Here is a 25574-nt window from a genome sequence, read left to right on the forward strand (position 1 = left end):
ATTTTGCATCCGGAGCGAGATTGCCATGACCATCGAAACCACTTACAGCCAGGCTCGTGAGCAGCTCAAGTCACTGATGGATCGCGCTGTCGACGACCGCGAAGTGATCGTGGTGCGGCGCCGGTCCGGCGGAGACGTGGCCATGATTGCGGCCGATGAACTGGAAGGTCTGATCGAGACGGCCCACCTGCTGCGCTCAGCCAGGAATGCCGAGCGGTTGCTGTCGGCGTTGGTGAGGGCGCGGGCCGAGTCGTTGCCGTTTACGCCGATTCCGGACCTGGAGAAAAAGGTCGAGCCCGATGATGTGTGATGCCGAGCGCGTCGCCGTCTGCCACCCTGAATTTCTCGAGGATTTGCACTACTGGGTCGAAACGGATCGGCGTACCGCCAAGCGTCTGCTGGAACTCGTCCGTGCCATCCTGCGCGATCCATTCGATGGCATCGGCAAGCCGGAACCCTTGAAATATCTGGGGCCGGATGTGTGGTCGCGCCGCATCACCCAGGAGCATCGTTGTGTGTACCTGGCCAAGACTGGACGGGTCGAATTCCTGCAAGGCCGGTACCACTATTGACGTTGTCCTGCTCGATGAACAGGTTTCCCGCCGTTGCCGATCGGCTGCCAGTGCTCGACCCGTCGTGGCCTGCAAGCCACCCGGGACGGCGGCTCATCACACCGCGCGCCTGATCGGCGGCCGCTTCGGCGTGTTCTTCACATGGATCTTCCACCACACGCCGAACAGCGAATCGCCCCAGGCGATGGCCTTGCGCGGCAGCGTGAGCGGGTCGTCGGCAGTGGTGGCCGGGGCGCGCTCGCAGGTGGTGGCGGTAGCCCAGCCTGCTTCGGCGCAGGCTTCGACGGCGCGCAGGTCGTGGCTGCCGAAGGGGTAGCAGAAGTGGCGCACCGGTTCGCCGAGCAGGTCGCCCAGCATCGCCTTGCAGTCGGTGACCTCGCGCCGGATCGTGGCGTCGTCCTGCTCGGCGAGCTTGACGTGGTCGACCGAGTGGCCGCCGAAGCCGCAGCCCTCGGCGCGCAACTGGCGGATGCGGTCGGCGGTCATCAGCGGCGGGGTGGGGCGGCCGTCGCGCTCGAACCAGCGCGAGGGCTGGCCGACGAGGCCGGCGATCAGGTACACCATGGCCGGAAAGCCGTGGTGGCGCAGGATGGGCCAGGCGTATGCGGCGAAGTTCTCGTAGCCGTCGTCGAAGGTCAGGGCCACCGCGCGCGGCGGGATGGGAGCCTTGCCGCGTACGCAGGCGAGTACCTGGTCCATCGACAATACCGCGTAGCCGAAGCGCTTCAGGAAGGCCATCTGCGCGGCGAAGCGCTCGACGCGGCAGTAGGTCGAGCGATGCTCGGCCATCGCGCCCTCCAGCTGCGCGAACGGGCCGACCTGGTGGTACATGAGGATGTTGATGCCGTCGCTCATCGGGTGCCGCCTCTGCCTCGTGGCGTGGTTCAGCGATTGTCCAGCAACTGTGCGTACAGCGCACGGTACTGGCCGATGATCGCAGCTTCGGAGAAGTCGCGCCCGATGCGCGCCAGGCCGTTCGCCACCATCTGCCGCTGCAGCCCGGGCTCGCGGATCACGTGCTCCATGCCCTGCGCCAGCGCGGCGCCGTCGTCGCACGGGACGACCCAGGCATCCTCGCCGTGGCGGGCGATCTCGCGCGCGCCGCGAAAGGCGGTGGCGACCAGCGGCTTGCCGTAGGCCCAGGCTTCGAGGATCACGTTGCCCAGCGTTTCGGCATCGCGCGAGGGGAACACCACCATGTCGGCGACGTGGAACCACGGTGCCGGGTCCTGCTGCCAGCCGGCCCACAGGATGCGGTCGGCGACGCCGGCCTGGCGCGCCTGGGCTTCGAGCGCCTCGCGCAGGCCGCCGTCGCCGAGCACGACCAGGCGCAGCCGCCGGCCGTCGATCCCGGCGGGCAGCCGGCCCATGGCATCGACGAGGAAGCGGTGGCCCTTCACGTCGATCAGGCGGCCGGCGGTGACCATCAGCCAGTCGCCGGGCCGCAGGCCGATCCGTTCGCGCAGCGCGGCCAGTTCGGCCTGTGGCACCGTCTTCGCGGGGTCGGCGAAGTTGGTGATGTGGAACACCCGCCCGGCCGGCAGTCCGCCCTGGATCATCCAGTCGCACAGGCCCTTCGTGTTGCCGATCCAGGCGTGGGCGTGGCGGAAGGGCGTGAGCTTGTAGTAGCCGCCCAGGCGCGACAGGTGGACCTTGCCCCGCCCTGGCCTGAGGTGGGTGAGGCGGGTGGCGCGGCCCATGTAGGTCTGCACGATGGGGGCGTCGCTGCCGGCGACGAGGCGCGATACCTCGAAGCGCGACAGCGGGTCCCACACCGTGCGAAAGCCGAGTTCCCGGTGCGGCACGTCCTGCAGGTGGTGGCGGGCGAGTTCGGAGCCGCGGCGCACGACGGCTTCGACCGGCTCGCCGTGGCGCACCATGGCCGACAGGAAGCGGGTGAACCAGCGCTCGGCGCCGCCCATCTGCGCGCTGCCGATCAGGTGCAGGGATTTGAGCGTGCTCATGTCTTCCTTCTTTCCGCCAGTACCTTGCGATAGATGGCGAGGTTGCCGTCGCACATCGCATCCACCGAGAACTCGCCGAGCACCAGCGTGCGGCCGGCTTCGCCCATGCGTGCCCGCAGCGCGGGATCGCCGAGCAGGCGGTCCATCGCGCCGGCCAGTTGCCGCATGTCGCCGGGTTCGACCAGCAGGCCGTTGACGCCGTCGCGCACCGCCTCGGGCATGCCGCCGGCGCGGCTGGCGATGATGGGCACCCGCGCGGCCGAGGCTTGCAGCAGCGACACGCCCAGGCCCTCCATGTCGGCCGGATGGACCAGCAGGTCCAGGCAGCCGAGGATCTCGGGCAGGTTGTCGACGAAACCCATCAGGCGCACGTTGCCGGCCAGGCCCTGGCCGGCGATCGCCTGGCGCAGTTCGGCCTCCAGCGGACCGCGGCCGAACACGAGCACCTGCAGCGCGGGGTGGCGCGGCAGCACCTCCTTCAGCGCGGCGAGCAGATAGCGGTGGCCCTTGCGCGGGATCAGTTGCGCCACCATGCCGGCAACCGGTGCGTCGGCGGGCAGGCCGAGCGAGGCGCGGAACGCAGCCTTGTCGCAGTGATGCAGGTAAGGGGTGGCGTCGACTGCGCTGCGCACGCAACTGACCTTGTCCGGCGCCAGCCCCTCGGCCAGCAGCACCTGGCGGATGCCTTCGGAGATGGTGATCACGTGGTCGTACAGGCGGTATTTCAGCGCCACGACCCAGCGCGCCTCCGGGTTGTCGACGCGCCGCGACAGCACGCAGGGCACACCGGCCAGCCGCGCGGCGATCCCCCCCAACAGGTCGGCGCCGCGGCGGCTGTGGAGGTGGACGAGATCGGGGCGCTCGGCGGCGATCAGCGACTTCAGGCGCGAGACGAGGCCGAGGTCGGCATCGCCCTTCATCGGCAGTTCGCATACCTTCGCATGCGCCTTCGCCGGCTCGGCGATGTGGGCGCCGGGCGGGCAGGCGAGCAGGTTGTCGATGCCGCGGCGGGCCAGGCCCTCCAGGATGTACAGCACCTGTTTCGCGCCGCCGTACAGGTGGCGGCCGGATTCGACGTGGAGGACCTTCATGCGGCGCGCTCTGCCGCCAGCACGGCGCGTGCTTCCTGCATCACCCGCCCGGCCGTGATGTCGCGCAGGCAGGTGAAGGCGCCGTTGCAGGTCGGGCGCCTGCGGCAGGGCGAGCAGGGCAGGCCGAGCCAGATCACCTTGCCGTTGGGGCGGCCGGTGTCCAGATAGGGGCGGGTGGAACCGAACAGCGCCACGGTGGGCGTGGCGAACGCGGTACCCATGTGGGTGAGGCCGGTATCCACGCCGACCAGCAGACCGGCATGGCGGATCAGCCCGGCGGCTTCGGGAAGGCGCGTGGCGCCGGCCAGCGACAGCACGCCGGGCGCGGCGGCGGCGATGCGCTGCGCGGCATCCCTGTCGGCCGGGCCGCCGAGGATCACCGGCGTGAGCCCGAGTTCGTCGCGCACCCGCGGCGCCAGCGCCTGCCAGGCATCCTCGAACCAGTGCTTCTGCGGCCGTGTGGTGAAGGGGGCGAACACCGCGTAGCGGCCGGGTTCGAGCCCGTGCGCGGCAAGCAGCGCCCCCACCTTCGCCTCGGTTTCGCCGCTCACGCACAGGCGCGGCAGGAATTCGCCGGTGTCGAGGCCGAGCCGTTCCGCGAGGTAGAGGTATTCGGAGCTGATGCGGCGCTCGATGCCGCCCTTGGGTACCACCTCGGTCATCAGCCACCGGCTGCCCTCGCGCGAGCCCAGGCCGATGCGCCGCGGCGCGCCGGAAAGCCAGGCCAGCAGGCCGCTCTTGAGCAGGCTCTGCATGTCGATCGCGGTGTCGAAGCGCTTCGCGCGCAGCAGCGCGCGAAAGGCGCGGATGCGGCGGAAGAACTCGAGGTAGCGCTTCTCCCGCCACAGCCCGCGCCACTCGGCCTTGGGCCACAGGATCAGTTCGTCGATGCAGGGGTCGGCGGCGAGCAGTTCGTGGATGCCGGGTTCGACCAGCCAGGCGACGTGGGCCTGCGGATACGTGCGCTTGACGGCGGCGGCGAAGGGGGAGGCGAAGACGACGTCGCCGATGGCGGAGGCGCGGACGATGAGCAGGCGGTCCAGGGCGGGTCGAGGGCTCGGTCGCACCATTGAGGGCATCCCGGTCGATACCGCGTTCAAGCGGCCGGCAGCCAGCCGCAGGCCCGCGCAATGTCCGCGGCGCGCTTTTCCCACGTGAACCGGGACGCCAGCTCGCGTGCGTTGCCGGCCAGTGTCGCGGCCAGCCGGGGGTCGGCCTGCAGCCGGCGTATCGCGGCCAGCCAGGCGTCGGCGTCGTCCGCGTCGACGAGCAGCGCGTTTTCCTCGTGGGTCAGCAGTTCGCGGAGCACCGGCAGGTTGCTGGCGACGATGGGGCGGCCGGCGGCGAGCGCCTCGAACAGCTTCATCGGGCTCATCGAATCGGCGGTTGCGATGTCCTTCGGGTAGGGCAGCAGCACGATGTCGGTCCTGCCGTACCAGCCGGGCACTTCGTGATGGGGCACGAAAGGCAGCACCACGACGCCCGGCGGCGGCGTGTATCCCGGCGCCTTGTTGCCGATCAGCGTGACCTGGCCGAGCCCGGCCGCGGCGGCGGCGCCGAATACTTCGATGCCGCGCTTGCGCTCGAGTGTGCCCAGGTAGACCAGTCGCGGCGCCGCGAGACGTGCCGGGTCGAAGGCCGGGAGCGCCTGATAGGCGCCCAGTTCGACGCCGTTCGGCGCCACCGTGACGCGCGCGGGATCGGCGCCGGAATCGAGCAGCAAGCGTTCCGCTCCCCTGCTTACCGGCAGCAGGCGGGTCAGCACGCCCTTGCGGTGCGCGGAGATCACGGTGTCGAGCATGCCCTTGGCGATGAGATCGCGTTCGGCGTCGTGGATCTCGAGCACGTGCGGAATGCCGAGCGCGGCCAGGATGCCGCTGACCTGGGGCAGCGGCGTAAACACCGAGCGCGCGGCGCGCAGCTCGCGCCGGAAGCGCAGGAAGAAGGGCCACAGCCGGAATCGGGTGTGCAGCCACTGCGTCGGCCGGATGTCGAGGTCCGGGCTCACACCGAAGTCTTCCAGCACCCGGCGCACGTCGCAGCCCTCGGCCGGCGGCAGGTACATGCGCATCGGCAGGCCGATGTTCCGGAAGCCTTCGGCCACGTGCAACGCCTGGATCAAGTTGGCACGATTGCGATGCAGCCGGCTGCGGCCGACATAGACAAGTGCTTGCGGGGACTGGGGATGCATGCTGCTCTCGGGCGAGTCTCGTTCAACGCTGCTGCAGGTAGAAGATCAACAGGGTCTCCCTGGCTTGCGGACTGTGGTACTCCATGACCGGCGCACCGGAGAAGAGCGCGCGCGCCGCGCCGGCCTCGTGATCGTCGAGGCGGAGCGCCACATAGTACGGCGGCATGGCGTGCGCGAGATGGGCGCGCAACTGGTCCAGATTGGAGAACTGGGCGCCCAGCGGCCGGCCGGCATAGTAATTGATGACCGTGTCGTTGGTGGCGATCGGGACGTCGGCCGGGACATTGCGGCCGAGCCACTGGCCGGCGTCGCGGATGTAGATCTTGTAGTCCGGCTGCACCGAGATGGTGTTGATCAGGCCGCCGATCACCAGCCCCGCGAGCGCAAGCGTGCGGACCCATCGCCCGCGGCGGCCGGCGGTCCGGCGACGGTCCAGCAGTCGTGCCGCCAGCGCGCTGGTGATGATCAGGATCAGACAGGAGGCGAGCACCGCGTAGCGCCCGACCAGGGTCAACTGCTTGGCAAAGAAGACGATCAGGGTCAGGGCGACGATTCCGAGCAGGGAATAGATCAGCCCATAGCCGGCACGGCGCGGCAGTCCGAAGCGGTGAAGGCCGTAGGCCGTCAGCAGCACCAGGAAAACGCCGAGATTCTTCAGCGCCATCCATACCGACATCGTGACGATGCCGCTGGCCAGCATGGGATGGGCGAAATCCCTGCTGTACTTGTCGAGCACGTCGCCGATCTGCCGTGCGACCTCATCGAAGGCGGTAAAGACCTCGGCGGGATTTCCATAGACGAGCAGTTCATGCAGCCGTCCCACCGGGGTATCGCTGGCCAGCACGAAGGCCAGTACCGCCACCAGCGCGGGCACGGCACAGGCTCCGACCAGAGAGGCCCTGCGCAGCCGCTCCCGCCATGGCCTGTCCTGCAGCAGCAACGCGAGCGGCGCCAGCGCCAGCAGCACCGCGCCCTCGACGCGGAATAGCGTCGCCATCGTCGCGCCCGCCTGCCACAGCAGCGCGTCGCCGACCCGGCCGCGCTCTTCCTGCCAGAAGCGGCACAGCGGCACGATGGCGAACAGGGCGAAGGCGATGTAGCCCCAGTCGCGGTAGATCTCCAGGCCGTGGGCGAGCTTCGGGAAGGACAGGAAAACCAGCGCGGCGACCCAGGGTTTGCCGGTATCCGGCTCCAGGCGCGCATGCAGGCGGATGAAGGCGTCCGCCAGCAGCACCCACAGGCCGGCGTTGACCAGGTGCGCGGCATCTTCCAGCGCCAGCCCCGTGAACCGGGACACGAGCGCGAACAGCACCGAATAGGCGGGCCACGGGTAGAGTTCCAGCGCGGCGTCGAGTCCGCCGTCCAGGAAGGCCTCGGCCGTACGGACGAAGAGGGTGCCATCGCGGTTGATGACCTCGCCCATCGCCGCGAGCAGCGCCATCGCGACCAGGATGACCAGCGCCGTGAGAACGCGCGTGCCGGTCAGCGTGGCGGCCCAGCGCAGGGCGGCATGGGCCGGTGTCGTGGCGGGGTGGATGGATGCCCTGTCGGTCTGGGATGGAATCATGTCTTGCTCGCCTTGGCGTGCCGGCGCAAGGGCGAGGGCGGGCGATGGATTGACTTGGGGCGCTGGCGTGATCGGCTTGCGATTATACGCGGCGGCGGGTGTATCGGGTGGCCGCGGCCCTTCGGCTATACTCCGGGCTTTGATCCGGAGTGGTTGCATGCGTCTTGCCATCTTCATGCCGTCCTTTGGCGATGGTGGCGTCGAGCGCATGCTGGTCAATCTCGCTGGTGGTCTCGTCCGGCGTGGCGTGGAGGTCGATTTCCTCACGCGTTCGCGCGAGGAACCCTACCTCGGCCAGCTCGACGCCGGCGTGCGTCTGATCGAGACGGGGCGATCGGGCGTGTTCGGCGTGCAGCCCTCCATGCTGCGCTACCTGCGGCAGGCCCGCCCCGACTTCGTCCTGTGCGGCAAGGACAGGGCCGGGCGTGCCGCCGTGCTGGCGAGGAGGCTGTCCGGCGTGCCGTTCAGGCTGGTCATGCGCCCCGGAACGACGGTGTCCGAACGCCTGGCCGGGCGCAGCGCCTTCAAGCGCTGGCGGACGTATCGGCAACTGCGCGCCATCTATGGCGCGGCCGATGCGGTGGTCGGCAATTCCGAAGGCGTGGTGCGCGACATCGCCGCCGTCGCGCATGTGAGCGCCTCGCGCCTGCACCTGATCCGCAACCCCGTCGTGACCTCCGCGCTCGCCGTCCAGGCGGCCGAACCGCTGGTGCATCCGTGGTTCGCCGCAGGCTCGCCGCCGGTGATCTGCGGCCTGGGCGGCCTGCGCACGCAAAAGGGTTTCGATACCTTGCTGGAGGCGTTCGCCCGCGTGCGCGCCATCCGCCCCTGCCGGCTGCTGATCCTCGGGGAGGGGCGCCTTCGCGAAGCCCTGCAGCAGCAGGCCGGGCGCCTGGGCGTCGCCGATGACTTCGCATTGCCCGGTTTCGACCCGAATCCCTACCGCTATCTGGCCCGGGCCGGCCTTTTCGTGCTCGCTTCGCGCTGGGAGGGGTCTCCGAACGCCCTGACCGAGGCGCTGGCGCTCGGCGTGCCGGTCGTCGCTGCCGACTGCCCCAGCGGCCCGCGCGAGATCCTGCGCGGAGGCGAGGTGGCGCCGCTGGTGCCGGTGGACGACGTGCCGGCGCTGGCCGCCGCCATCCGGCACGTGCTCGACGAGCCCGGCGATGCGTCGCCGCGCCGCGCCGCGGTGCAGGAATACACCGTCGAAACCTGCGCCGCGCGCTACCACGCCCTGTTCCAGCGCCTGCTCGGCGAAGAGGGCGTTCGCGCGTGAGCACCGATCTGGCCGTGTTCGCGGCCACTTCCGGCCACAGCGGCGTCGATCGCGTGCTGGGCAACCTCGTGCCGGCGATCGCGCGGCTCGGGCTGCGGGTCGACGTGCTCGGCGTGGAAGGGCACGGGCCGACGTTCGACACGCTGCCCGACGGGGTGCGGCATCTGCCGCTCGGCGCGCGCCACGTGAATCCGGCGATTCCGGCGCTGGTCCGCTACCTGCGCCGCGAACGCCCCGAGGCCCTGCTGTGCGACAAGGACCGGGTCAACCGCGCGGCGCTGTTCGCCCGCCTGCTGGCGCGGGTGCCGACCCGCGTCGGCGTGCGGCTGGGCACCACGGTGTCGGTCAACCTCGCCAGCCGCGGCGCCTTCGAGCGCTTCGTGCAGCGGGCGTCGATGCGCTGGATCTACCCGCTGGCGGACGCGGTGCTGGTGCCGTCCGCCGGCGCGGCCGACGACCTCGCCGCCTATGCCGGCCTGCCGCGCGAGCGCATCCACGTGGTGCCCAGCCCCATCGTCACCGGCCGGATGCGCGCCAGGGCGCAGGAGGCGCTGGATCATCCCTGGTTCGCCGCCGGCCAGCCGCCGGTGGTGCTCGGCGTCGGCGAACTGTCGGAACGCAAGGACTTCGCCACGCTGCTGCGCGCGTTCGCGAAACTGCGCGCCGGCCTGGACTGCCGGCTGCTGATCCTCGGCGAAGGCCGGCGCCGCGGCGAACTCGAGCGCCTCGCGGCCGAACTGGGCGTGGCGCAGGACGTCGCGCTGCCCGGTTTCTGCACCAATCCCTATCCCTACATGGCGCACGCCGCGGTGTTCGCGCTCGCCTCGCGCTGGGAGGGCATGCCGGTGGTGCTGATCGAGGCGCTGGCGCTGGGCACGCCCAGCGTCGCCTGCGACTGCCCGAGCGGCCCGCGCGAGGTGCTGGACGGCGGGCGCCACGGCCCGCTGGTGCCGGTGGGCGACGCCGATGCGCTGGCACTCGCGCTGCGCCGCCAACTCGACGTGCCGACGCCGGCGGAACGATCGCGCGCCGCGGTGCAGGGCTACACCGACGAAGGCAGCGCCCGCGCCTATCTCGCTGCGCTCGGCTTCCGGGAGTTCCCGTGAATACGCCGCCGCGGCTCGCGGTGCTGATCTCCTTCTCCGGCGAAGGCGGGGTGGAGCGCATGGTGCTCAACCTCGTCGAAGGCTTCGCGGCGCGCGGCGTGGCGGTGGACCTGCTGGCGATCCGCGCCGACAGCGCCCATCTCGGCGCCCTGCCGGCGGGCGTGACGCTGATCGACCTCGGCGTGCGCCACAGCGGCATGGCGATATGGCCGCTGGCACGCTACCTGCGCCGGGTGCGGCCCGATGCGCTGCTCGCGGCCAAGGACCGCGCCATCCGCGCCGCGGTGCTGGCGCGCTGGCTGGCCGGCAGTCGGGTACGCATCGTCGGGCGGCTGGGCACCAACCTGTCGGCGGCGCTGGAGGGGCGCTCGAACTTCGCGCGCTGGCTGCGGGTGGCGCCGATGCGGCTGATCTATGCGCCGGTGGAGCGCGTGGTGTGCGTGTCCGAAGGCGTGCTGGAAGATACCGCCCGGCTCACCGGCCTGCCGCGCGCGCGGCTGCAGGTGATCCGCAACCCGGTGGTGACGCCGCGGCTGGGCGAACTCGCCGCCTGGCCGGTCGATCATCCGTGGTTTGCCGATCATGCGCTGCCCATCGTCCTCGGCGCCGGCCGCCTCACCGAGCAGAAGGACTTCCCCACCCTGGTGCGCGCCTTCGCGAAGCTGCGCCGGCAGCGGCCGGCGCGGCTGGTGATCCTCGGCGAGGGCCGCCATCGCGCGCGCCTCGAGGCCCTCGCGGCGGAACTCGGGGTGGCCGGCGACGTGGCGCTGCCGGGTTTCACGCCCAATCCCTATGCCTGGATGGCACGGGCCGACCTGTTCGTGCTCAGTTCGGCGTGGGAAGGTTCGCCCAACGTGCTGACCGAGGCCCTGGCGCTGGGCACCCCCAGCGTGGCGACCGATTGCCCGAGCGGCCCGCGCGAAGTGCTGGACGGCGGGCGCTACGGGCCGCTGGTGCCGGTGGGCGACGCCGAGGCGCTGGGCGATGCGATGCTGCGCACGCTGGCTGCGCCGCTGCCGGCCGACGACCTGAAGCGTGCCGTGGCCGCCTACCACCGCGATGCGTCCGTCCAGGGCTATCTCGCTGCGCTTGAGCTTAACGGAGCCGACTGAATGCTGCTGTCCCTGAAATACAACTTCCTCTTCGTCCACATCGCCAAGACCGGCGGCACTTCGGTGCGCGATTCGCTGCGCCCGCTGCGCCTGCGCGACCCCTGGTATCCGGTGCAGTTCCTGTGTTCGCGGCTGTCGGCGCTGTCCGGCCACCGGCTGGGCATCAAGTTTCCGCGCCACTCGAAGATCATCGCCGCCAGGGAGATGCTGCCGGCCGAGACCTTCGACAAGCTGTTCAAGTTCGTCTTCGTGCGCAACCCGTGGGACCTGCAGGTCAGCTCCTTCCACCACATCCGGCGCGAGCGGCCGCACCTGATGAGCCACATCGACACCTTCGACGAGTTCATCCGCTGGAAGCTCGATCCCGGGCGGCCCTACCAGTTCCACGTCGACACCAGCATCGAACTGCAGAGCGACTACGTGATCGACCTGCACGGCAAGGTGCTGGTGGATTTCATGGGCCGCTACGAAAACCTGGCCGAAGACTTCGACGAAGCCTGCCGCCGCATCGGCATCACCCCGCCCACGCTGCTGCACAAGCGCCAGGCCACCGACCGCAAGAAGGACTACCGCAGCTACTACACCGACGAACTGGCGGAGATGGTGGCAAAGCACTTCGAGCCGGACATCCGGATCTTCGGCTATCGGTTCGACCAGCCCTGATGCGCGACAGCGCGGAAGAGGAGAGAGCAGGGTGCTGAACGTGTTCGGGAATTTGCGCGCCGCGTTGTCGGGTGATCTGGTCGTTCGCTATTCGCGATCGGAAGAAACGAAATCCAACTGGGGCGATGCACTGAACGCCTACTTGCTGCCGAAATTGTCGGGGCGCGGCGTCGTTCATTTCCGCAGCGTCGCCAACATCGGCTTCCCGCGCGTCTATAGCGCGATCGGCAGCGTCCTCGACGGCAGCTCGACGCGCAACCTTCATGTGTGGGGCTCGGGTTTCAAGGCTGCCACGTCCCGGATGCGTACCTTGCCGGCACGGGTGTACGCGGTCCGCGGGCCGCGGACGCGGGAGAAGCTGGAGTCCTTCGGTGTCAAGGTCCCGGCGGTCTATGGCGATCCGGCGCTCCTGGTGGACCGCTTCATCCCGCCTGCTTCGGGCAAGCGCTATCGGCTCGGCCTCATTCCCCATTACGTGGACAGGCTCGCGCCGGTGGTGCAAAGGCTGGCGTCGGATGAAGTGCTCGTCATCGACGTGAATGCGGGGATCGAGGCGTTCGTCCGCCAGCTCACCTCGTGCGAGGCGATCGCTTCCAGCTCCCTGCACGGCCTGATCGCGGCCGACTGCTACCGGGTCCCGTCCGTCTGGCTGAAGATTTCGGACCAGGTCGTGGGCGGCGACTTCAAGTTCGGCGACTACTTCGCGGGCGTGGGGATCGACAAGACCGCGCTGCTGCTCGATGAGGCGACCCGCGTCGACACGCTCTGCTCCCGCGCCGAATATCAGGAGTTGCGATTCGAGGCCGGACGCCTGCTCGATGCCTGCCCTTTTCCAGGCGCCGGCCTTTCCGGCTGACCCGCCTTGCCGCGCCGGCGCAGTCCGGGCCGTCGGCGGCTACGCCCTCAAGGCTCCGTCTTCCCGGCGGCATCCACAGCGATCTCGCTGCCGCTCGCCAGCAGCCGCGCGTAGGTGCCGTCCGCCGCGGCCAGTTCCGCATGCGTGCCGATCTCGACGATGCGCCCGCGCTCCATGACGACGATGCGGTCGGCGTCGCGGATCGTCGACAGGCGGTGGGCGACGACGATCACCGTGCGGTTCTCCCGCAGCGTGTCGAGCGCGTCCTTCACCGCGCGCTCGGATTCGTTGTCGAGCGCCGAGGTGGCCTCGTCCAGCAGCAGGATGGGAGCGTCCTTGAGAAAGGCGCGGGCGATCGCGATGCGCTGGCGCTGGCCGCCGGAAAGCTGGCTGCCGTTGGGGCCGACGCGGGTCTGCAGGCCCTCGGGCAGCTTGTCGATGAACTCCCAGGCGTGCGCGGCGCGGGCGGCGCGTTCGATGTCGGCCGGCGGCACGTCGGGCCGGCCGTAGGCGATGTTGGCCGCCAGGGAGTCGTCGAACAGCACCACCTGCTGGCCGACCCAGCCGATCTGGCCGCGCAGCCAGCCCAGCGGCAGCGCCGCGAGGGGTTCGCCGTCGAGCAGGATGCGCCCTTGCGTGGGCTCGAAGAAGCGGGTGATGAGATTCACCAGCGTGGTCTTGCCGCTGCCCGAGGCGCCCACCAGCGCCACCGTCTCGCCCGGACGGATCACCAGGTCGAAGCCGTCGAGCGCCCTGCCGTCCTGGCCCGGATAGCTGAACGCAAGCGCTTCGAAGCGCAGTTCGCCGCGCGCCGGCGGCCGCTCGGCGGATGCGGTGTCGGGCTCGGGCGCGGTGTCGAGCAGTTCGAAGATGCTCTGCGCGCCGGCCAGCCCGCGCTGGATCACCGAGTTGATGTTGGTGAGGCGGCGGATGGGCTCGAACAGCATCGACATCGCGGTGACGAAGGACACGAACTCGCCCGGCGTCAGCTTGTCCTGCGCCGACAGCGCCGAGGCCGTCCAGATCACCGCCGACACCGCCGCCGCGGCGAGGATCTGCACCAGTGGCACGTTGGCCGCCGACACGCGCACGGTGCGCATCGTCTGCTGCCGCAGGCGCTCGGAGATGGCCGCGAAATTGCGGTCTTCATGCGCGTGCCCGCCGAACAGCTTGATCTCGCGGATGCCGGCGAGCGATTCCTCCACCGCGCCCGTCATGCGCCCGGTGGTCTCCTGCATCGCGCGGTTGGAGCCGCGCAGCTTGCGGCCGGCGGCCTTGATCAGCCAGGCCACCGCCGGCGCGATGGCGAGGATCAGCAACGTGAGCTGCCAGGCCGTCCACACCAGGTAGGCGGTGAGGCCGACGATGACCAGCGAATCGCGGATGACGATGATCCACGCATTGGACAGCGCCGAGCCGACCTGCGGGATGTCGTACAGGATGCGCGACAGCATGCGCCCGCCGGCCTCGGTCTGGTGCACCGACATCGGCAGGTGCATCTGGTGGCGGAACACCTGCTGGCGCAGGTCGGTGATGGCCTTGTTCGCGATCCACTGGCTGGACACGCTGGAAACGTATTCCGCGATGCCCTTGCCGAGGAAGGCCAGCATCAGGAACAGCGGCACCTGCCACTGCGCGGTGGCGCTCTTGCCGATGAGGCTCTCGTCCACCAGCGGCTTCAGCAGCGCCGGCAGCACCGGCTCCAGCGACGCGGCCGCGATCATCGCCAGCAAAGACAGCGCGACGACCTTGCGGTAGGGCTTGAGCGAGCCGAGCAGGCGGCGGTAGAGCAGGAGGGAGGCTTTCATTCCCGGTGCAGCACCTTGTCGACGAGCAGGCTGGACCAGCCGTCCGCGCGGAACTGCGTCTTCAGCGCGCGCTCGTCATAGACGGTGTCGACCCATTCCATGAAGCCGATCGGCGTCTGCCGCGCATGGGCGAGGTAGCTGGCGAGGAAGAAGTCCTGCACGCCGGTGCGCGCGCGCTTGAAGTGGCCGTACTTCCAGTGCAGCTCCGCCATCGCGTCCTCCACCGGGTGGCCCAGGTGAAGGATGCGGTACAGCGCCGCCGCCATGCCGGCGCGGTCGGCGCCCGACTTGCAGTGCATCAGCGCGGGATACCCGATGCGCTCGAACGTGTCCTTCAGCGCGTGGATGCGCGCGCGGCTGGGCGGCGCGCGCGAGAACAGCGTGAGGTCGACGAGTTCGATGCCCAGTTCGGCGCACGCTTCCCGCTCCAGCGGGTAGGAGCCGTAGGGGCTCTCGCCGCGCAGGTTGAGGATGGTCTTCAGCCCGTAGCGCCGGTGATAGCGGCGGATCTGCGCCGGGCTGGGCTGGCTGGAGCGGTACATGCCGCCGCCCAGGTGGTAGAAGTTGTTGTAGATCGAGCGCACGAGGCCGTGGTCGACCAGGTGCATGTTGAGCCAGGCTTTCAGGCGGCCGCGGCAGCTCTCCAGGGCGTGCGGCTTCATGCCCGGCCTGCCCCGCCACGGGCGGCCGGAATGGCGTGTACCGCGGCCAGCCGCGCAAGCGTGGCTTCGGCGATGCCGGCGGGCTGGCCGGCGCGGCAGGCGAAGGCATCGGGGGAAACCGCGTCGACCAGGGCGTCGATGTCCGCCGCCGCTGCCGGCACCACCCAGTCCACCGCGCGCAGCGCGGCCAGCAGCGGGATCTGCGCATGCGGCGCGCCGCCGTCGGCCGACGGTGCGATCACCAGCAGACGGTCGCCGAGCGTGCGCGCGGCGGCGAGGAAGGCCAGCGCCGCGGCGTCCATGCCGCCGGGGGCGAGGGCGGCAACCACCGTTTCGCCGGCGGCCCGCGCGCGCTCGCACACGGCCGCGATCGCGTCCGCGGCGACCATCCCCTGCTGCAGCGGCGCGTGGCGCTCCATCTCGGCGCGCAACTCGTCCACCGTGGCGGTGGCCGTGCCCAGCTTGCCGACGACGATGCCCGCGGCCAGGTTGGCCAGCACGGTGGCGTCGGCCAGCGACAGGCCGGCGGCGATGCCGCAGCCGAGTGCGGCCGATACCGTGTCGCCGGCGCCGGTGACGTCGAACACCTCACGTGCGCGCGTCGGCAACTGGAAAGGTGCCGCGCCGCGCCGCAGCAGCGTCATGCCGCGCTCGCCGCGGGTGACCAGCAGGGCTTCGAGTTCCAGCCCGGCGCGCAGGGCCTCGCCGCGCGCGATCAGCGTGGCGTCGTCCGCGCAGGGGCCGACGACGGCCTCGAACTCGGCGAGATTGGGCTTCACGACGGTGGCGCCGCGGTAGCGGTCGAAGTCCGCGCCCTTGGGGTCGACCACCACCGGCACCCCCTGCGCGCGGGCCAGGGATATCAGCGCCTGCACGTCCGCGAGCGTGCCCTTGGCGTAGTCGGACAGGATCAGCACGTCGGCGTCGGCGACCAGTTCGCCGACGGCGGCTTCCATCAGCCCGGCATGCTGCGCCGCGAAAGTCTGCTCGAAATCGAGGCGGATCAGTTGCTGGTGGCGGCTGATCACGCGCAGCTTGGTGATGGTCGGCGCATCCGACACCGCCTGCAGGCGGCAGCGCACGCCCCGTGCCTGCAGCCGCGCCGCCAGCAGGCGGCCGGCCTCGTCCTCGCCGACCAGCCCGGCCACGGCGGTCCGCGCACCCAGCGCGATGGCGTTCAGCGCCACGTTGCCCGCGCCGCCGGCGCGTACCTCGTCCTCGCCCACGCGCACCACCGGTACCGGGGCCTCGGGCGAGATGCGCGAGGTGGCGCCGTGCCAGTAGCGGTCGAGCATGACGTCGCCGGCGACGAGCACGCGGCTGCCGGAGAAATCCGGGAGGGGAAGCAGCATGGAGGCGGAAGAGGGCCGTGTCGGAAAAACCGGCGGATTATCCCATGGATCGGCGCCGCGCCGGCCCGGCACGCCCGCGCGGGGCGGCTCAGTAGCCGTGGAAGTCGCGCATCAGCCACACCGTCGCGCGGCGGTGCAGCTTCGGATAGACGGCGACATCCACCTCGCCCAGCCGGTCGGCGGAGCCGAAGCGCGCGGCGATCGCGCCGGCGTCGGCGCGGTCGGTCACGAACAGGAAGCGCCTGCCGGTCTGCGGCGTCAGCGGCGCGGTGAGGCCGTAGTGGTCGGTGACGTGCGCCTGCGGCTGCCAGCGCGCGTAACGTGCGGGGCGCAGGTGCCAGATCAGTTGCGCCAGCAGTTCGCGGTCGTCCGACAGCAGCACCGGATCGGGGTCGTCCGGCGACTGCTGCGCCAGGTAGGGCCGCACCGCCTCCGAGAACGCCTGCCAGCCGCGGGCGCGCTTGTAGGGGTCGTTGCGTGCGGTGAGTTCCTTGCCGGCGGCGCGCAGCAGGTCGGGCCAGTGATAGGCGAGCGGGGCCAGCAGCAGGTTCAGCACCACCGCCGCGACCGCCAGCCGCCATCTGCCGCGGCCGCCCTGCGCGAGAAAGGCCGGCACCAGTATGCAGCCGCCGACGAAGATGGGTGCCGCCCAGTTGCCGTTGGCGCGCCCGGTCAGCGCCTGCACGCCGACCACGACCAGCAGCGGCAGCACGAGCATCAGCAGGAAGCGCAAGCGCGTGTCGGCCCACAGCCGGCGCAGGTGCAGCAGCGCCCAGGCCAGGGCGATCGCCAGCAGCGGCCCGAACGACATCCACTGCGCGCCGAGGAATTCGAAGAACTCGCCGGGTTTCCAGCCGCGGTCGGCGGCGGCGGTGCCGCCGATGCGGGTGATCTCGGCCGTGTGCTGGAAGGTCGGAAAGCCGTGCTGCCAGTTCCACCACACGTTGGGCGCGAACACCGCGCAGGCCGCCGCCAGCGCCAGCCAGGGGCCGGGGCGCAGGAGCTGGCGCCAGCCGCCCGGATGCGCGAGCAGGGCGAGGAAGGCCGAGCCGACGAAGGCCGCCATCGTGTATTTCGACATCATGCCCAGCCCGGCCACGACGCCGACCGCCAGCCAGCCGGCGGACGAACCGCTCTGCAGCACGCGCCACAGCAGCAGCATGCCCAGCGCCCAGAAGAACAGCAGCGGCGCATCGGTGCTGACGAAGAGCCCCAGCGCCGACACGATGGGCATGGTGAGGAAGGCGAGCCCGGCCCAGAAGCCGATGCGCGCATCGAACAGCCGCCGGCCGAGCTGCTGGACGAGCAGCGCGGTGGCCGGGTACAGGATCAGCGACGGCGCCTTGAGCGCCAGCAGGCCGTCGCCGAACAGCGCCTGGCACAGCGCGATCAGCCCGGCGATCAGCGGCGGCTTGGAGTAGTAGCCCCAGTCCAGCGCCTGCGCCCAGCCCCAGTAGTACGCCTCGTCGACATAGGGGTCGATGTCCAGGTGCAGGATCACCCATGCGCGGTAGGCGGTGAAGGCGAGCGCCAGCACCGGCAGCAGCCAGGCGGGAACGGAGGCGGACGAACGATGGCCGGCCGGGCGGAATGCGTCGGGGAGAGGCGTCATGCGCGGCAGTTTAGCGGATCGGCACCGCCGTTCGCGGGCCGCATCGGAGGGCGCGTGCCGTTCAGCGGTTGAACCACCTCAGCACCACGCCCCAGCTTTCGACGTCGATGCGGGTCGTGTGGCCGCAGGCGAAGTCCAGCCCGAGCCAGCGTTCGGCGGGCAGCCCCAGCAGGTGGCCGGCGATGGTGCGCAGCGGGCCGCCGTGGGCGATCACCACCACCGGCCGTTCCGGCCGCTCGAGGACCACGCCGTTGAGCCAGGCCAGGACGCGGGCCGCCATTTCGCGCGCCGATTCGCCGCCGGGGGCGCGAAAGCCGAGCGGGTCGGCCGCCCATTCGTCGATCGCGCTGCCGATCTCGTCGAACAGCCGGCCTTCCCAGGCGCCGAAGTGGATTTCCTTCAGGCGGTCGTCCAGCCGCGGCGTGCCGAGCGCTTCGGCCAGCAGGCGCGCGCGCGCCAGCGGGCTGGCGTGCAGCTCGAACTGTGCCGGCAGCAGCGGGCGCAGCCGCGCCGCGCACGCCTCGGGCGGTTCGGCCAGTCCCACGTCGCGCTGCCCGTAGCACACGCCGTGGGCCACGTCCGGTGGCGGGTGGCGGATCAGGTGTAGTTCCATGCGGCCAGGATACCAAGGTAGCAGGCCAGTTCCGCCGCCTGCTGCGCGGCACCGAGCAGGTCGCCGGTGCAGCCGCCGAGGCGGCGCAGGAACAGGCGCGCCGACCACGCGGCGGCCAGCACGGCGGCGAGCGCGGCGCCCAGCGCCTCGGCGGGCGCCAGCAGCGCCAGCGGCAGCAGGCCGCACGAGGCCGCGATCGCCAGTTCGGGGGCGCTCAGGCGGCGGGCGAGCGGCCTGGCCTTGGCGGTGTCGTCCTCGCGCACGTAGGGCAGCAGGTGGAGCAGGGCGGTCGAGGCCAGGCGCGACAGCGGATGGGCGACGAGCAGGGCGAGCGCCGCGTCGGCCTCGTCGCCGGCGCCCAGCTCGAACAGCGCCGCCGCCTTCGCCATCAGCATCAGCACGATGCCGATCGCGCCGTAGCTGCCGATGCGCGAGTCCTTCATGATGGCCAGCATCTGCGCCTTGTCGCGGCCGCCGCCCAGGCCGTCGCAGGCGTCGGCCCAGCCGTCCTCGTGGAGGGCGCCGGTGGCGCGTATCGTCACCGCCATCGACAGGATCACCGCCGGCATGGGCGGCAGCACCAGCACGCAGGCCAGGTAGGCGGCCGCGCCGATCGCGCCCACCACCCAGCCCACCAGCGGGAAGTAGCGCGCCGCGTGGTTGAGCCGCTCGGCCGACCACGGCACCCAGGCCGGCACCGGCAGGCGGGTGAAGAAGCCGAGTGCGGTGAAGAAGAGTTCCAACTGATAGCGCATCGGGTCTGGTCCTGGCGCGATCGGCTCGCCTGCGCGGCCATGCTGCGCACGGAGCGTGCGCATCGGAAAGGGCGGGCGGCTCAGCGCCTTCCGCTGACGCCGGCCGACTCGAAGCTCGCCATCCCGGCGAGGAAGTTGACCGCCGCCTGCACCAGCGGGAAGGCCAGCGCCGCGCCGGTGCCTTCGCCCAGGTGCAGGTCGAGTTCCATCAGCGGCTCGACGCCGAGATGGGCGAGCTGCACGCGGTGGCCGGGCTCCTGCGAGCGGTGGGCGAACACGCAGTAGGGCAGGATCGCCGGTGCGAGCGCGTGCGCGGCGAGCAGCGCGGACGTGACGATGAAGCCGTCGATCAGCAGCAGCATGCGCCTTTCGGCGGCGCCCAGCATCGCGCCGGCCATCATCGCGATCTCGAAGCCGCCGTATTCGGCCAGCGCCGCGAGCGGATCGGACGGGCGGCCGCCGCGGGCCAGCGCCCGTTCGAGCAGGGCGCGCTTGCGGGCCAGGCCGGCGTCGTCCAGCCCGGTGCCGCGGCCGGTGACGGTGGCGAGCCCGGCGCCGCCGGCCTCGCCGACCAGGCAGTGCGTCAGCAGCGAGGCCGCGGCGGTGTTGCCGATGCCCATTTCGCCGAAGCCCACGCAGTTGCAGCCGTTGGCCGCCAGCGCGTGGGCGATGCCGCGTCCGCGTTCGAGTGCGGCGTCGCGCTGTTGCGCGCTCATGGCCGGCTGTTCGAGGTAGTTCGCGGTGCCGGGGGCGATCTTGGCGTCCACCAGCCCGGCCCGCCGGCCGAAGTCGTGCGCCACGCCCGCATCCACCACCGTCAGCCCCAGCTCCATCTGGCGGCTGAAGACGTTGATCGCCGCGCCGCCGGCGAGGAAGTTTTCCACCATCTGCCAGGTGACGTCCTGCGGAAAGGCCGACACGCCTGCGTGCGCCGCGCCGTGGTCGCCGGCGAAGACGACGATGTGCGGCTGGCGCAGTTCCGGGGCCAGCGTGTGCTGCGCCAGGCCGATCTGCAGCGCGAGCGTCTCCAGCCGGCCGAGCGCGCCGGGCGGCTTGGTCTTGGCGTCGATGCGCTGCTGCAATGCGGCGGCGAGGTCGTGGGCCGGGGCGGGAATGTCGATCTGCATGATGGTGCCGTCCTCCGAATGAATGCCGCGGCGGGCCGCGTGGGCGGGGGCGAAAGGTAGCAGATCGCAGGGGCCGCGGCATCCCCGTTGCCGGGCATTGCATTGCAGCATAATGCCTTGGAGTCGTTTGTCATCGCATATATCATCCCCGCCGCCGGTGTCCGTGACGCCCGCCGCCGGTGCGTCGCGATTCGAGCCACATGCCTTGGGAGAACGGAAATGACGGAAGCGGCCTATGCCGTGGTGTTCGACGGGGAACTCGTCGAGGGTTTCGAGCACGAGCAGGTGAAGGCGAGCCTGGCCGAGATGTTCGGCCTCGGCGCCGAGCGCCTGGAACAGTTCTTCAGCCATCCGCGGGTGGTGGTCAAGCGCGGACTCAGCCATGCGGATGCGACCCGCTACCAGGATGCGCTGCGCCGCATCGGCGCGGTGGTGACCGTCGAGCCGCCGCGGGAGGCCGCGCCCGCCGCGGTGCCGGCGCCATCGCCCGCATACGGCGACGGACCCTGGCAGCCCGGGGCGGATGCCGCGCCGGCCGCCGGTGATCCGGCCGCGCCGGCATTCCGCGACGGCGCGCCGGTGCCGCCGGGCGTTGCCGCCGGCACCGCGGCAGAGCCCGCGCCGCGTGTGCTGCCCTTTGCCTTCGCCGGCGAGGGCTTCGAGTACTTCCGCATCTGGATCGTCAACGTGCTGCTCTCCATCCTCACCCTGGGCATCTACTCGCCCTGGGCGAAGGTGCGCACGCAGCGCTATTTCTACGGCAGCACCAGCCTGGACGGCAGCAGCTTCGAGTACCTTGCCCGGCCGATGCAGATCCTCAAGGGACGCATCATCGCCTTCGTGTTCTTCGCCATCTACGCGGTGGCGGGCCGGTTCGAACCCTTGCTGGGCATGGCGATGATGCTGGTGCTGATCCTGGCGACGCCGTGGATCGTCGTGCGCTCGCTGGCCTTCCGCAACCATCACAGCGCCTGGCGCGGCGTGCGTTTCGGCTTCGCCGGCACGGTGCCCGGCGCGGCGAAGGCCCTGCTGCTGTGGCCGCTGGCCGGCGTGCTCAGCCTCGGCCTGCTGATGCCGCTGGCGATGCAGCGCCAGCAGCGCTTCGTGATCGAAAACGCCCGCTACGGCACCAGCGCCTTCGGCTTCGGGATCGGCGCGGGCCCGTTCTACCGGGCCTTCCTGCTGCTGCTGCTGGGCGGCGTCGTGGGAGGTGCGCTCAGCTACGCGCTTGGTTTCCTGTTCGCGCCGTTGAGCATCATCGTGATGGTCCTGGTCTACCTCGGGCTGATCGCCTGGGCGAACGTCGCCCTCGTCAATCTCGCAATCGGCAACAGCGTGCTCGGCGGGCACCGCTTCGTCGCCCGCTACGAGTTCGGGTCCTACCTGCGGCTGCTGCTCGGCAACTCGGTCGGCATCGTGTTGACGCTGGGCCTGTTCTACCCGTGGGCCAAGGTGCGCAGCGCCCGCTATGCGGCCGAGCACATCGATTTCGTCGCCGAGGATGAACTCGACGGCTTCGTCGCCGCGCAGCGCGACGCGGTGTCGGCGACCGGCGGCGAAGTCGCCGACCTGTTCAACGTGGATCTGGGCCTGTGACCGCAACCGTCGCCGCCGGCGCCTATTTCGCACCGGGCGGTTCGGCCCGGGTGCGCGCGGTGCTGCGGGCCGGCGCCGACGGCGTGCGCATCGAGGCCGAATCGGGCGCAGTGCTCGCCGGCCCGCTGGCGGCCGCCGCGCTGCAGGTGAGTCCGCGCGTGGGCAACACGCCGCGCTTCGTGCGCTTTCCCGACGGCGGCGCGTTCGAGACCGCGGACAACGCCGCGATCGATGCACTGCTGGCCCCGCTGAGGCCGCGTCACGGCCTGGTCCACCGGCTGGAGTCGCGCCTGCGCTACGCGCTGATCGGCGTGGCGGTGACGGCCGTCCTGGCCTGGGGCGCGGTGCGCCACGGTATTCCGGCGCTGGCCGAGGCGGCGGCGCGGGCCCTGCCCCCGTCGGTGACGGCCAGGCTGGGGGAAGGCGTGCTGGAAGTGCTCGACAGCCGTCTGCTCGGGCCCAGTACCCTGGCTGAAGCGGAGCAGGCGCGGCTGCGCGCGCGCTTCGAGCCCTTCACGCGGGGCGCCGGCGGCGGCGTGCCGGTACGGATCGAGTTCCGCGATGCCGAGCGCACCCTGGGCCCCAACGCCCTCGCGCTGCCCTCGGGCACGATCGTGTTCACCGACCAACTGGTGCGCCGGGCCGCCGGCGACGATGAACTGATCGGCGTGCTCGTGCACGAGATCGGCCACATCGAGCACCGCCACGCCCTGCGCCACGCGATCCAGGGCTCGACCCTGGGGCTGGTGGCGACGGTGCTGACCGGCGACGTGTCGTCGATCCCGTCGGTGATCGCGGCGATTCCGGTGATCCTCACCGAACTCGGCTACTCGCGCGATTTCGAGTTCGAGGCCGACCGGCATGCGGCAAGGGTGCTGCGGCAGCATGGCCTGCCGCCCGAGGCCCTCGGCCGCATGCTGGCGGCGCTGGAACGGGACCACGGCGATGCCGCCTGCGCCCTGGCCGAAGACGCCGCGCCGCGCGGCTGCCATGGCGAGGACTGGTGGCGCTACCTGTCCACCCATCCGCCGGTTTCGGAGCGCATCCGCCGGCTGGGCGAAGCCGGCGGGTGACGACGCCGGCGGCCGGTCCGGCGCAGGGGACGTGCGCGCCGGGCTGCCGGCCGGCGGGCTTGCGACGGAGCGATGGCCGCCGGTGCTTCCGCCCGCCCGCCGGGCTGCCGGACCCGGCGTTCGGCGCGGCGCCGATCTTTTCCATGCCGGGCCGGTCGAACCCCCTTCGATGTCAGGCTGATCAGGAGGCCACAGGATGAACACGTATGACTACGATCTGTTCGTGATCGGTGCCGGTTCGGGCGGCGTGCGTGCCGCCCGCATGGCTGCCGCCCGGGGCGCGCGGGTCGCCATCGCAGAGGAGCGCCATGTCGGCGGCACCTGCGTCAATGTCGGCTGCGTGCCCAAGAAGCTGTTCGTCTATGCCGCCCAGTTCGCCGAGGAGTTCAGGATGGCGCGCGGCTATGGCTGGCAGACGGCCGGACCGGCGTTCGACTGGCCCACTCTGCGCGACAACAAGAATGCCGAGATCGGGCGCCTGAACGGCATCTACCGCAGGCTCCTGTCCGATTCGGGCTGCGAACTGATGGAGGCGCGGGCGACGATCGAGGGGCCGCACACGGTGAGCGTGGCGGGGCGCGGCTACAGTGCGGAACGCATCCTGATCGCGACCGGCGGCTGGCCCTTCGTGCCGGACATCCCCGGCCGCGAGCATGCCATCAGCTCCAACGAGGTCTTCTTCCTCGAGCGTTTCCCCAAGCGCGCCATCGTGGTGGGCGGCGGCTATATCGCGGTCGAGTTCGCCGGCATCTTCGCCGGGCTCGGTGCGCGCACGCGGCTGGTGTATCGCGGCGATCTCTTCCTGCGGGGTTTCGACGACGACGTGCGCCGCTTCGCCGCCGAAGAGATTGCGAAGAAGGGCGTTTCGCTGGCTTTCGGCAGCGACGTCGGCGCCATCGGGAAGCTGCCGGACGGCAGCCTGGAGGTCACGTTCAGGGACGGGCATCGCGAGCAGGCCGACTGCGTGCTCTACGCCACCGGCCGCGTGCCGAACGTGGCCGGGCTCGGGCTGGAGAACACCCGCGTGCGGCAGCGGGACAATGGCGCCATCGTCGTCGACGGGAACCTGCAGACCGACGAGCCGTCGATCTACGCCATCGGCGACGTCATCGACCGCGTGGCGCTGACGCCGGTCGCGCTGGCCGAGGGCATGCAGTTCGTCAGGCAGATGTCGGGCGAGGCGGTGCAGCTGCTGGATTACGACCTGATCCCCACCGCCGTCTTCAGCCAGCCGGCCATCGGCACCGTGGGCCTCACGGAAGCGCAGGCACGCGAGCGCCATGCCGGGATCGAGGTGTACAAGACCGGCTTCAGGGCGCTCAAGCAGACCCTGGCCGGCGGCGACGAGCGCACCTTCATGAAGCTGCTGGTCGACAAGGCCAGCGACCGCGTCGTGGGCGTGCATATGGTGGGTCCCGATGCCGGCGAGATCATCCAGGGCATCGCCATCGCGCTGAAGGCAGGCGCGACGAAGCAGGTCTTCGACGCCACGATCGGCGTCCATCCGACGGCGGCGGAAGAGTTCGTCACGATGCGCGAGCCCGCGCGATAAGCTGCCCGCCGCGACGGGGAATTCCGGCCGCCTGCCCGGGGCGAATCCCCGATCCGACGGCCTGAGCGGCGCTCCCCGCTCAGCCGCCCTTCAGCTTCAGCGGCAGCCCGGCGGCGACGAAGGTCACCGTGCCGGCGAGCGCGGCCAGTTGCTGGTTGAGCCGGCCGGCCTCGTCGCGGAACAGGCGGCCGAGCGGCGTTTCCGGCACCAGGCCGAGGCCGACTTCGTTGGCGACCAGCAGGATGGTGCCGGGCAGCGCGGGCAGCGCGGCGAGCAGGGCGTCGCGCTCGGCGCGCAGTCGGGGCAACGCGTCGGCATCGGCGCCGGGCGGCAGGTCTTCGGCGCCGGCGAGGAGGTTGGCGAGCCACAGCGTCAGGCAATCGACGAGCAGGCAGCGGCCGGGCGCGGCCTCGCGCCGCAGGGCGTCGGCGAGCGCGCGCGGGGCTTCCACGGTGCGCCAGGCCGACGGGCGGTCGGCGCGGTGGCGGCGGATGCGCTCCGCCATCTCGGCGTCGAGCGCCTCGGCGGTGGCGATGACCGTGACGGCCAGCCCCGAATCCGCGGCGCGCCGTTCGGCGTGCCGGCTCTTTCCCGAGCGCGCGCCGCCGAGGATGAGTTCGAGCGTCATTGGGGCGTGGCGTTCCTGCGCTGCAAACCGGGGGCGGAAAAGGTATCATCCGCGCCGCTGCCCCGGAAGGGGCGCTGCGTTCGAGGTGCCCGACGGCGGTCCGCGCCCTAGGGGTAAACGGGAAACAGGTGCGCGGCGCGACGGACCCGAAGGTTCGCCCCGCAATGCCTGTGCTGCCCCCGCAACGGTAAGCGAGTTCAAGGCGCATCACTCTGCCACTGGGCTTCTGCCCGGGAAGGCGATGCGCCGCGTGTGGCGGGTTTCGCGGAGAAACCCGGCCGCCTCGGCTCGCGAGCCCGGATACCGGCCCGTGCGCGTTGGAGGAGGTGCCGCGGGGTGGCGGCGGCGGGTCGTTCCCTGCGCTCATGCCTGCCCCGTTCGCGGCGCGTCCATGTGCG

The 25574-nt window shown here is 71.2% G+C and carries 24 protein-coding genes and 1 riboswitch; of the genes, 10 read left to right on the plus strand and 14 right to left on the minus strand.

The window, feature by feature from the left end; all coding sequences use genetic code 11:
• The first annotated feature begins 25 nt into the window (after positions 1 to 25).
• Positions 26 to 310: a type II toxin-antitoxin system Phd/YefM family antitoxin gene (locus CCZ27_RS21955; RefSeq protein ID WP_096451812.1), complete on the plus strand. Its 285-nt coding sequence runs from the start codon at positions 26 to 28 to the stop codon at positions 308 to 310.
• The gene (locus CCZ27_RS21960; protein WP_198363223.1) at positions 300 to 572 is read left to right on the plus strand and encodes a Txe/YoeB family addiction module toxin; all 273 of its coding nucleotides are present in this window, start codon (positions 300 to 302) and stop codon (positions 570 to 572) included. Before CCZ27_RS21955 ends, CCZ27_RS21960 begins: the two co-directional genes overlap by 11 nt.
• A gap of 96 nt (positions 573 to 668) precedes the next feature.
• Here CCZ27_RS21960 and CCZ27_RS21965 read toward each other — a convergent pair whose 3' ends face one another.
• Genes CCZ27_RS21965 through CCZ27_RS21990 form a run of 6 tightly spaced genes read right to left on the minus strand, consistent with a single transcriptional unit; the run spans position 669 to position 7385 of the window.
• Positions 669 to 1427, minus strand: a complete 759-nt coding sequence (locus CCZ27_RS21965) for a polysaccharide deacetylase family protein (RefSeq protein ID WP_096451816.1) — start codon at positions 1425 to 1427, stop codon at positions 669 to 671.
• A gap of 29 nt (positions 1428 to 1456) precedes the next feature.
• A complete protein-coding gene (locus CCZ27_RS21970; RefSeq protein ID WP_096451818.1) occupies positions 1457 to 2536 on the minus strand; it encodes a glycosyltransferase in 1080 nt (359 codons plus the stop codon).
• On the minus strand, positions 2533 to 3627 hold the full coding sequence (locus CCZ27_RS21975; RefSeq protein WP_096451820.1) for a glycosyltransferase: 1095 nt from the start codon (positions 3625 to 3627) through the stop codon (positions 2533 to 2535). Before CCZ27_RS21975 ends, CCZ27_RS21970 begins: the two co-directional genes overlap by 4 nt.
• Positions 3624 to 4697, minus strand: a complete 1074-nt coding sequence (locus CCZ27_RS21980) for a glycosyltransferase family 9 protein (RefSeq protein WP_096451822.1) — start codon at positions 4695 to 4697, stop codon at positions 3624 to 3626. Before CCZ27_RS21980 ends, CCZ27_RS21975 begins: the two co-directional genes overlap by 4 nt.
• 26 nt (positions 4698 to 4723) lie before the next feature.
• Positions 4724 to 5818: a glycosyltransferase family 4 protein gene (locus CCZ27_RS21985; protein ID WP_096451824.1), complete on the minus strand. Its 1095-nt coding sequence runs from the start codon at positions 5816 to 5818 to the stop codon at positions 4724 to 4726.
• Between the two features lie 22 nt (positions 5819 to 5840).
• On the minus strand, positions 5841 to 7385 hold the full coding sequence (locus CCZ27_RS21990; protein ID WP_096451826.1) for a hypothetical protein: 1545 nt from the start codon (positions 7383 to 7385) through the stop codon (positions 5841 to 5843).
• A 157-nt stretch (positions 7386 to 7542) separates the two neighbouring features.
• On the opposite strand from CCZ27_RS21990, the gene CCZ27_RS21995 reads away from it, so the two are divergent.
• Genes CCZ27_RS21995 through CCZ27_RS22015 form a run of 5 tightly spaced genes read left to right on the plus strand, consistent with a single transcriptional unit; the run spans position 7543 to position 12398 of the window.
• A complete protein-coding gene (locus CCZ27_RS21995; protein WP_232516495.1) occupies positions 7543 to 8661 on the plus strand; it encodes a glycosyltransferase in 1119 nt (372 codons plus the stop codon).
• The gene (locus tag CCZ27_RS22000) at positions 8658 to 9767 is read left to right on the plus strand and encodes a glycosyltransferase (protein WP_096451828.1); all 1110 of its coding nucleotides are present in this window, start codon (positions 8658 to 8660) and stop codon (positions 9765 to 9767) included. Before CCZ27_RS21995 ends, CCZ27_RS22000 begins: the two co-directional genes overlap by 4 nt.
• Positions 9764 to 10879: a glycosyltransferase gene (locus CCZ27_RS22005; RefSeq protein ID WP_232516496.1), complete on the plus strand. Its 1116-nt coding sequence runs from the start codon at positions 9764 to 9766 to the stop codon at positions 10877 to 10879. Before CCZ27_RS22000 ends, CCZ27_RS22005 begins: the two co-directional genes overlap by 4 nt.
• On the plus strand, positions 10880 to 11542 hold the full coding sequence (locus tag CCZ27_RS22010) for a sulfotransferase family 2 domain-containing protein (protein WP_096451830.1): 663 nt from the start codon (positions 10880 to 10882) through the stop codon (positions 11540 to 11542).
• A 31-nt stretch (positions 11543 to 11573) separates the two neighbouring features.
• The gene (locus CCZ27_RS22015) at positions 11574 to 12398 is read left to right on the plus strand and encodes a polysaccharide pyruvyl transferase family protein (protein ID WP_096451832.1); all 825 of its coding nucleotides are present in this window, start codon (positions 11574 to 11576) and stop codon (positions 12396 to 12398) included.
• 47 nt (positions 12399 to 12445) lie between these two features.
• Here CCZ27_RS22015 and msbA read toward each other — a convergent pair whose 3' ends face one another.
• From msbA to cobT, 7 genes are all read right to left on the minus strand, one after another.
• Positions 12446 to 14206, minus strand: coding sequence for a lipid A export permease/ATP-binding protein MsbA (msbA, locus tag CCZ27_RS22020; RefSeq protein WP_096451834.1), 1761 nt, complete (start codon positions 14204 to 14206; stop codon positions 12446 to 12448).
• Positions 14203 to 14868 carry a fused DSP-PTPase phosphatase/NAD kinase-like protein gene (locus tag CCZ27_RS22025; RefSeq protein ID WP_096451836.1) on the minus strand — a complete coding sequence of 222 codons (666 nt, stop codon included), beginning with the start codon at positions 14866 to 14868 and terminating at the stop codon, positions 14203 to 14205. The genes msbA and CCZ27_RS22025 overlap by 4 nt, the downstream gene beginning before the upstream one ends.
• Complete coding sequence (gene rfaE1, locus CCZ27_RS22030) at positions 14865 to 16220, minus strand: D-glycero-beta-D-manno-heptose-7-phosphate kinase (RefSeq protein WP_096451838.1); 1356 nt, start codon at positions 16218 to 16220, stop codon at positions 14865 to 14867. Before rfaE1 ends, CCZ27_RS22025 begins: the two co-directional genes overlap by 4 nt.
• Before the next feature lie 88 nt (positions 16221 to 16308).
• A complete protein-coding gene (locus CCZ27_RS22035) occupies positions 16309 to 17832 on the minus strand; it encodes an ArnT family glycosyltransferase (protein ID WP_096451840.1) in 1524 nt (507 codons plus the stop codon).
• A gap of 61 nt (positions 17833 to 17893) precedes the next feature.
• On the minus strand, positions 17894 to 18445 hold the full coding sequence (cobC, locus tag CCZ27_RS22040; protein ID WP_096451842.1) for an alpha-ribazole phosphatase family protein: 552 nt from the start codon (positions 18443 to 18445) through the stop codon (positions 17894 to 17896).
• Positions 18430 to 19200: an adenosylcobinamide-GDP ribazoletransferase gene (locus CCZ27_RS22045; RefSeq protein ID WP_096451844.1), complete on the minus strand. Its 771-nt coding sequence runs from the start codon at positions 19198 to 19200 to the stop codon at positions 18430 to 18432. Before CCZ27_RS22045 ends, cobC begins: the two co-directional genes overlap by 16 nt.
• An 80-nt stretch (positions 19201 to 19280) precedes the next feature.
• Entirely contained in the window at positions 19281 to 20327 is a 1047-nt protein-coding gene (cobT, locus tag CCZ27_RS22050) for a nicotinate-nucleotide--dimethylbenzimidazole phosphoribosyltransferase (protein WP_096451846.1), read from the minus strand.
• A 219-nt stretch (positions 20328 to 20546) separates the two neighbouring features.
• On the opposite strand from cobT, the gene CCZ27_RS22055 reads away from it, so the two are divergent.
• From CCZ27_RS22055 to gorA, 3 genes are all read left to right on the plus strand, one after another.
• Positions 20547 to 21923 (plus strand): YjgN family protein, encoded by a 1377-nt coding sequence (locus tag CCZ27_RS22055; RefSeq protein ID WP_096451848.1) that lies wholly within the window; start codon positions 20547 to 20549, stop codon positions 21921 to 21923.
• On the plus strand, positions 21920 to 22996 hold the full coding sequence (locus CCZ27_RS22060) for a M48 family metallopeptidase (RefSeq protein ID WP_096451850.1): 1077 nt from the start codon (positions 21920 to 21922) through the stop codon (positions 22994 to 22996). Before CCZ27_RS22055 ends, CCZ27_RS22060 begins: the two co-directional genes overlap by 4 nt.
• 196 nt (positions 22997 to 23192) lie before the next feature.
• Positions 23193 to 24548, plus strand: coding sequence for a glutathione-disulfide reductase (gene gorA, locus CCZ27_RS22065; RefSeq protein WP_096451852.1), 1356 nt, complete (start codon positions 23193 to 23195; stop codon positions 24546 to 24548).
• Between the two features lie 79 nt (positions 24549 to 24627).
• On the opposite strand, the gene cobU is transcribed toward gorA, so the two are convergent.
• Positions 24628 to 25176: a bifunctional adenosylcobinamide kinase/adenosylcobinamide-phosphate guanylyltransferase gene (gene cobU, locus CCZ27_RS22070; RefSeq protein ID WP_096451854.1), complete on the minus strand. Its 549-nt coding sequence runs from the start codon at positions 25174 to 25176 to the stop codon at positions 24628 to 24630.
• A gap of 79 nt (positions 25177 to 25255) precedes the next feature.
• Positions 25256 to 25502: riboswitch (cobalamin riboswitch) on the plus strand.
• The last annotated feature ends 72 nt before the right edge of the window (positions 25503 to 25574 follow it).

Origin of the sequence: Thauera sp. K11 (assembly GCF_002354895.1) — a bacterium.
Lineage (GTDB): Bacteria > Pseudomonadota > Gammaproteobacteria > Burkholderiales > Rhodocyclaceae > Thauera > Thauera sinica.

What these genes read in the sequence shown, in the direction of transcription:
- CCZ27_RS21965 (WP_096451816.1), bottom strand. Translation starts at nt 1,427, where the DNA reads ATGAGCGACGGCATCAACATCCTCATGTACCACCAGGTCGGCCCGTTC.
- CCZ27_RS21985 (WP_096451824.1), bottom strand. Translation starts at nt 5,818, where the DNA reads ATGCATCCCCAGTCCCCGCAAGCACTTGTCTATGTCGGCCGCAGCCGG.
- CCZ27_RS21980 (WP_096451822.1), bottom strand. Translation starts at nt 4,697, where the DNA reads ATGGTGCGACCGAGCCCTCGACCCGCCCTGGACCGCCTGCTCATCGTC.
- CCZ27_RS22045 (WP_096451844.1), bottom strand. Translation starts at nt 19,200, where the DNA reads ATGCGCTATCAGTTGGAACTCTTCTTCACCGCACTCGGCTTCTTCACC.
- gorA (WP_096451852.1), top strand. Translation starts at nt 23,193, where the DNA reads ATGAACACGTATGACTACGATCTGTTCGTGATCGGTGCCGGTTCGGGC.
- rfaE1 (WP_096451838.1), bottom strand. Translation starts at nt 16,220, where the DNA reads ATGCTGCTTCCCCTCCCGGATTTCTCCGGCAGCCGCGTGCTCGTCGCC.
- msbA (WP_096451834.1), bottom strand. Translation starts at nt 14,206, where the DNA reads ATGAAAGCCTCCCTCCTGCTCTACCGCCGCCTGCTCGGCTCGCTCAAG.
- cobU (WP_096451854.1), bottom strand. Translation starts at nt 25,176, where the DNA reads ATGACGCTCGAACTCATCCTCGGCGGCGCGCGCTCGGGAAAGAGCCGG.
- CCZ27_RS21955 (WP_096451812.1), top strand. Translation starts at nt 26, where the DNA reads ATGACCATCGAAACCACTTACAGCCAGGCTCGTGAGCAGCTCAAGTCA.
- cobC (WP_096451842.1), bottom strand. Translation starts at nt 18,445, where the DNA reads ATGGAACTACACCTGATCCGCCACCCGCCACCGGACGTGGCCCACGGC.
- CCZ27_RS21995 (WP_232516495.1), top strand. Translation starts at nt 7,543, where the DNA reads ATGCGTCTTGCCATCTTCATGCCGTCCTTTGGCGATGGTGGCGTCGAG.
- CCZ27_RS21970 (WP_096451818.1), bottom strand. Translation starts at nt 2,536, where the DNA reads ATGAGCACGCTCAAATCCCTGCACCTGATCGGCAGCGCGCAGATGGGC.
- cobT (WP_096451846.1), bottom strand. Translation starts at nt 20,327, where the DNA reads ATGCAGATCGACATTCCCGCCCCGGCCCACGACCTCGCCGCCGCATTG.
- CCZ27_RS22025 (WP_096451836.1), bottom strand. Translation starts at nt 14,868, where the DNA reads ATGAAGCCGCACGCCCTGGAGAGCTGCCGCGGCCGCCTGAAAGCCTGG.
- CCZ27_RS21975 (WP_096451820.1), bottom strand. Translation starts at nt 3,627, where the DNA reads ATGAAGGTCCTCCACGTCGAATCCGGCCGCCACCTGTACGGCGGCGCG.
- CCZ27_RS21960 (WP_198363223.1), top strand. Translation starts at nt 300, where the DNA reads ATGATGTGTGATGCCGAGCGCGTCGCCGTCTGCCACCCTGAATTTCTC.
- CCZ27_RS22055 (WP_096451848.1), top strand. Translation starts at nt 20,547, where the DNA reads ATGACGGAAGCGGCCTATGCCGTGGTGTTCGACGGGGAACTCGTCGAG.
- CCZ27_RS22010 (WP_096451830.1), top strand. Translation starts at nt 10,880, where the DNA reads ATGCTGCTGTCCCTGAAATACAACTTCCTCTTCGTCCACATCGCCAAG.
- CCZ27_RS21990 (WP_096451826.1), bottom strand. Translation starts at nt 7,385, where the DNA reads ATGATTCCATCCCAGACCGACAGGGCATCCATCCACCCCGCCACGACA.
- CCZ27_RS22035 (WP_096451840.1), bottom strand. Translation starts at nt 17,832, where the DNA reads ATGACGCCTCTCCCCGACGCATTCCGCCCGGCCGGCCATCGTTCGTCC.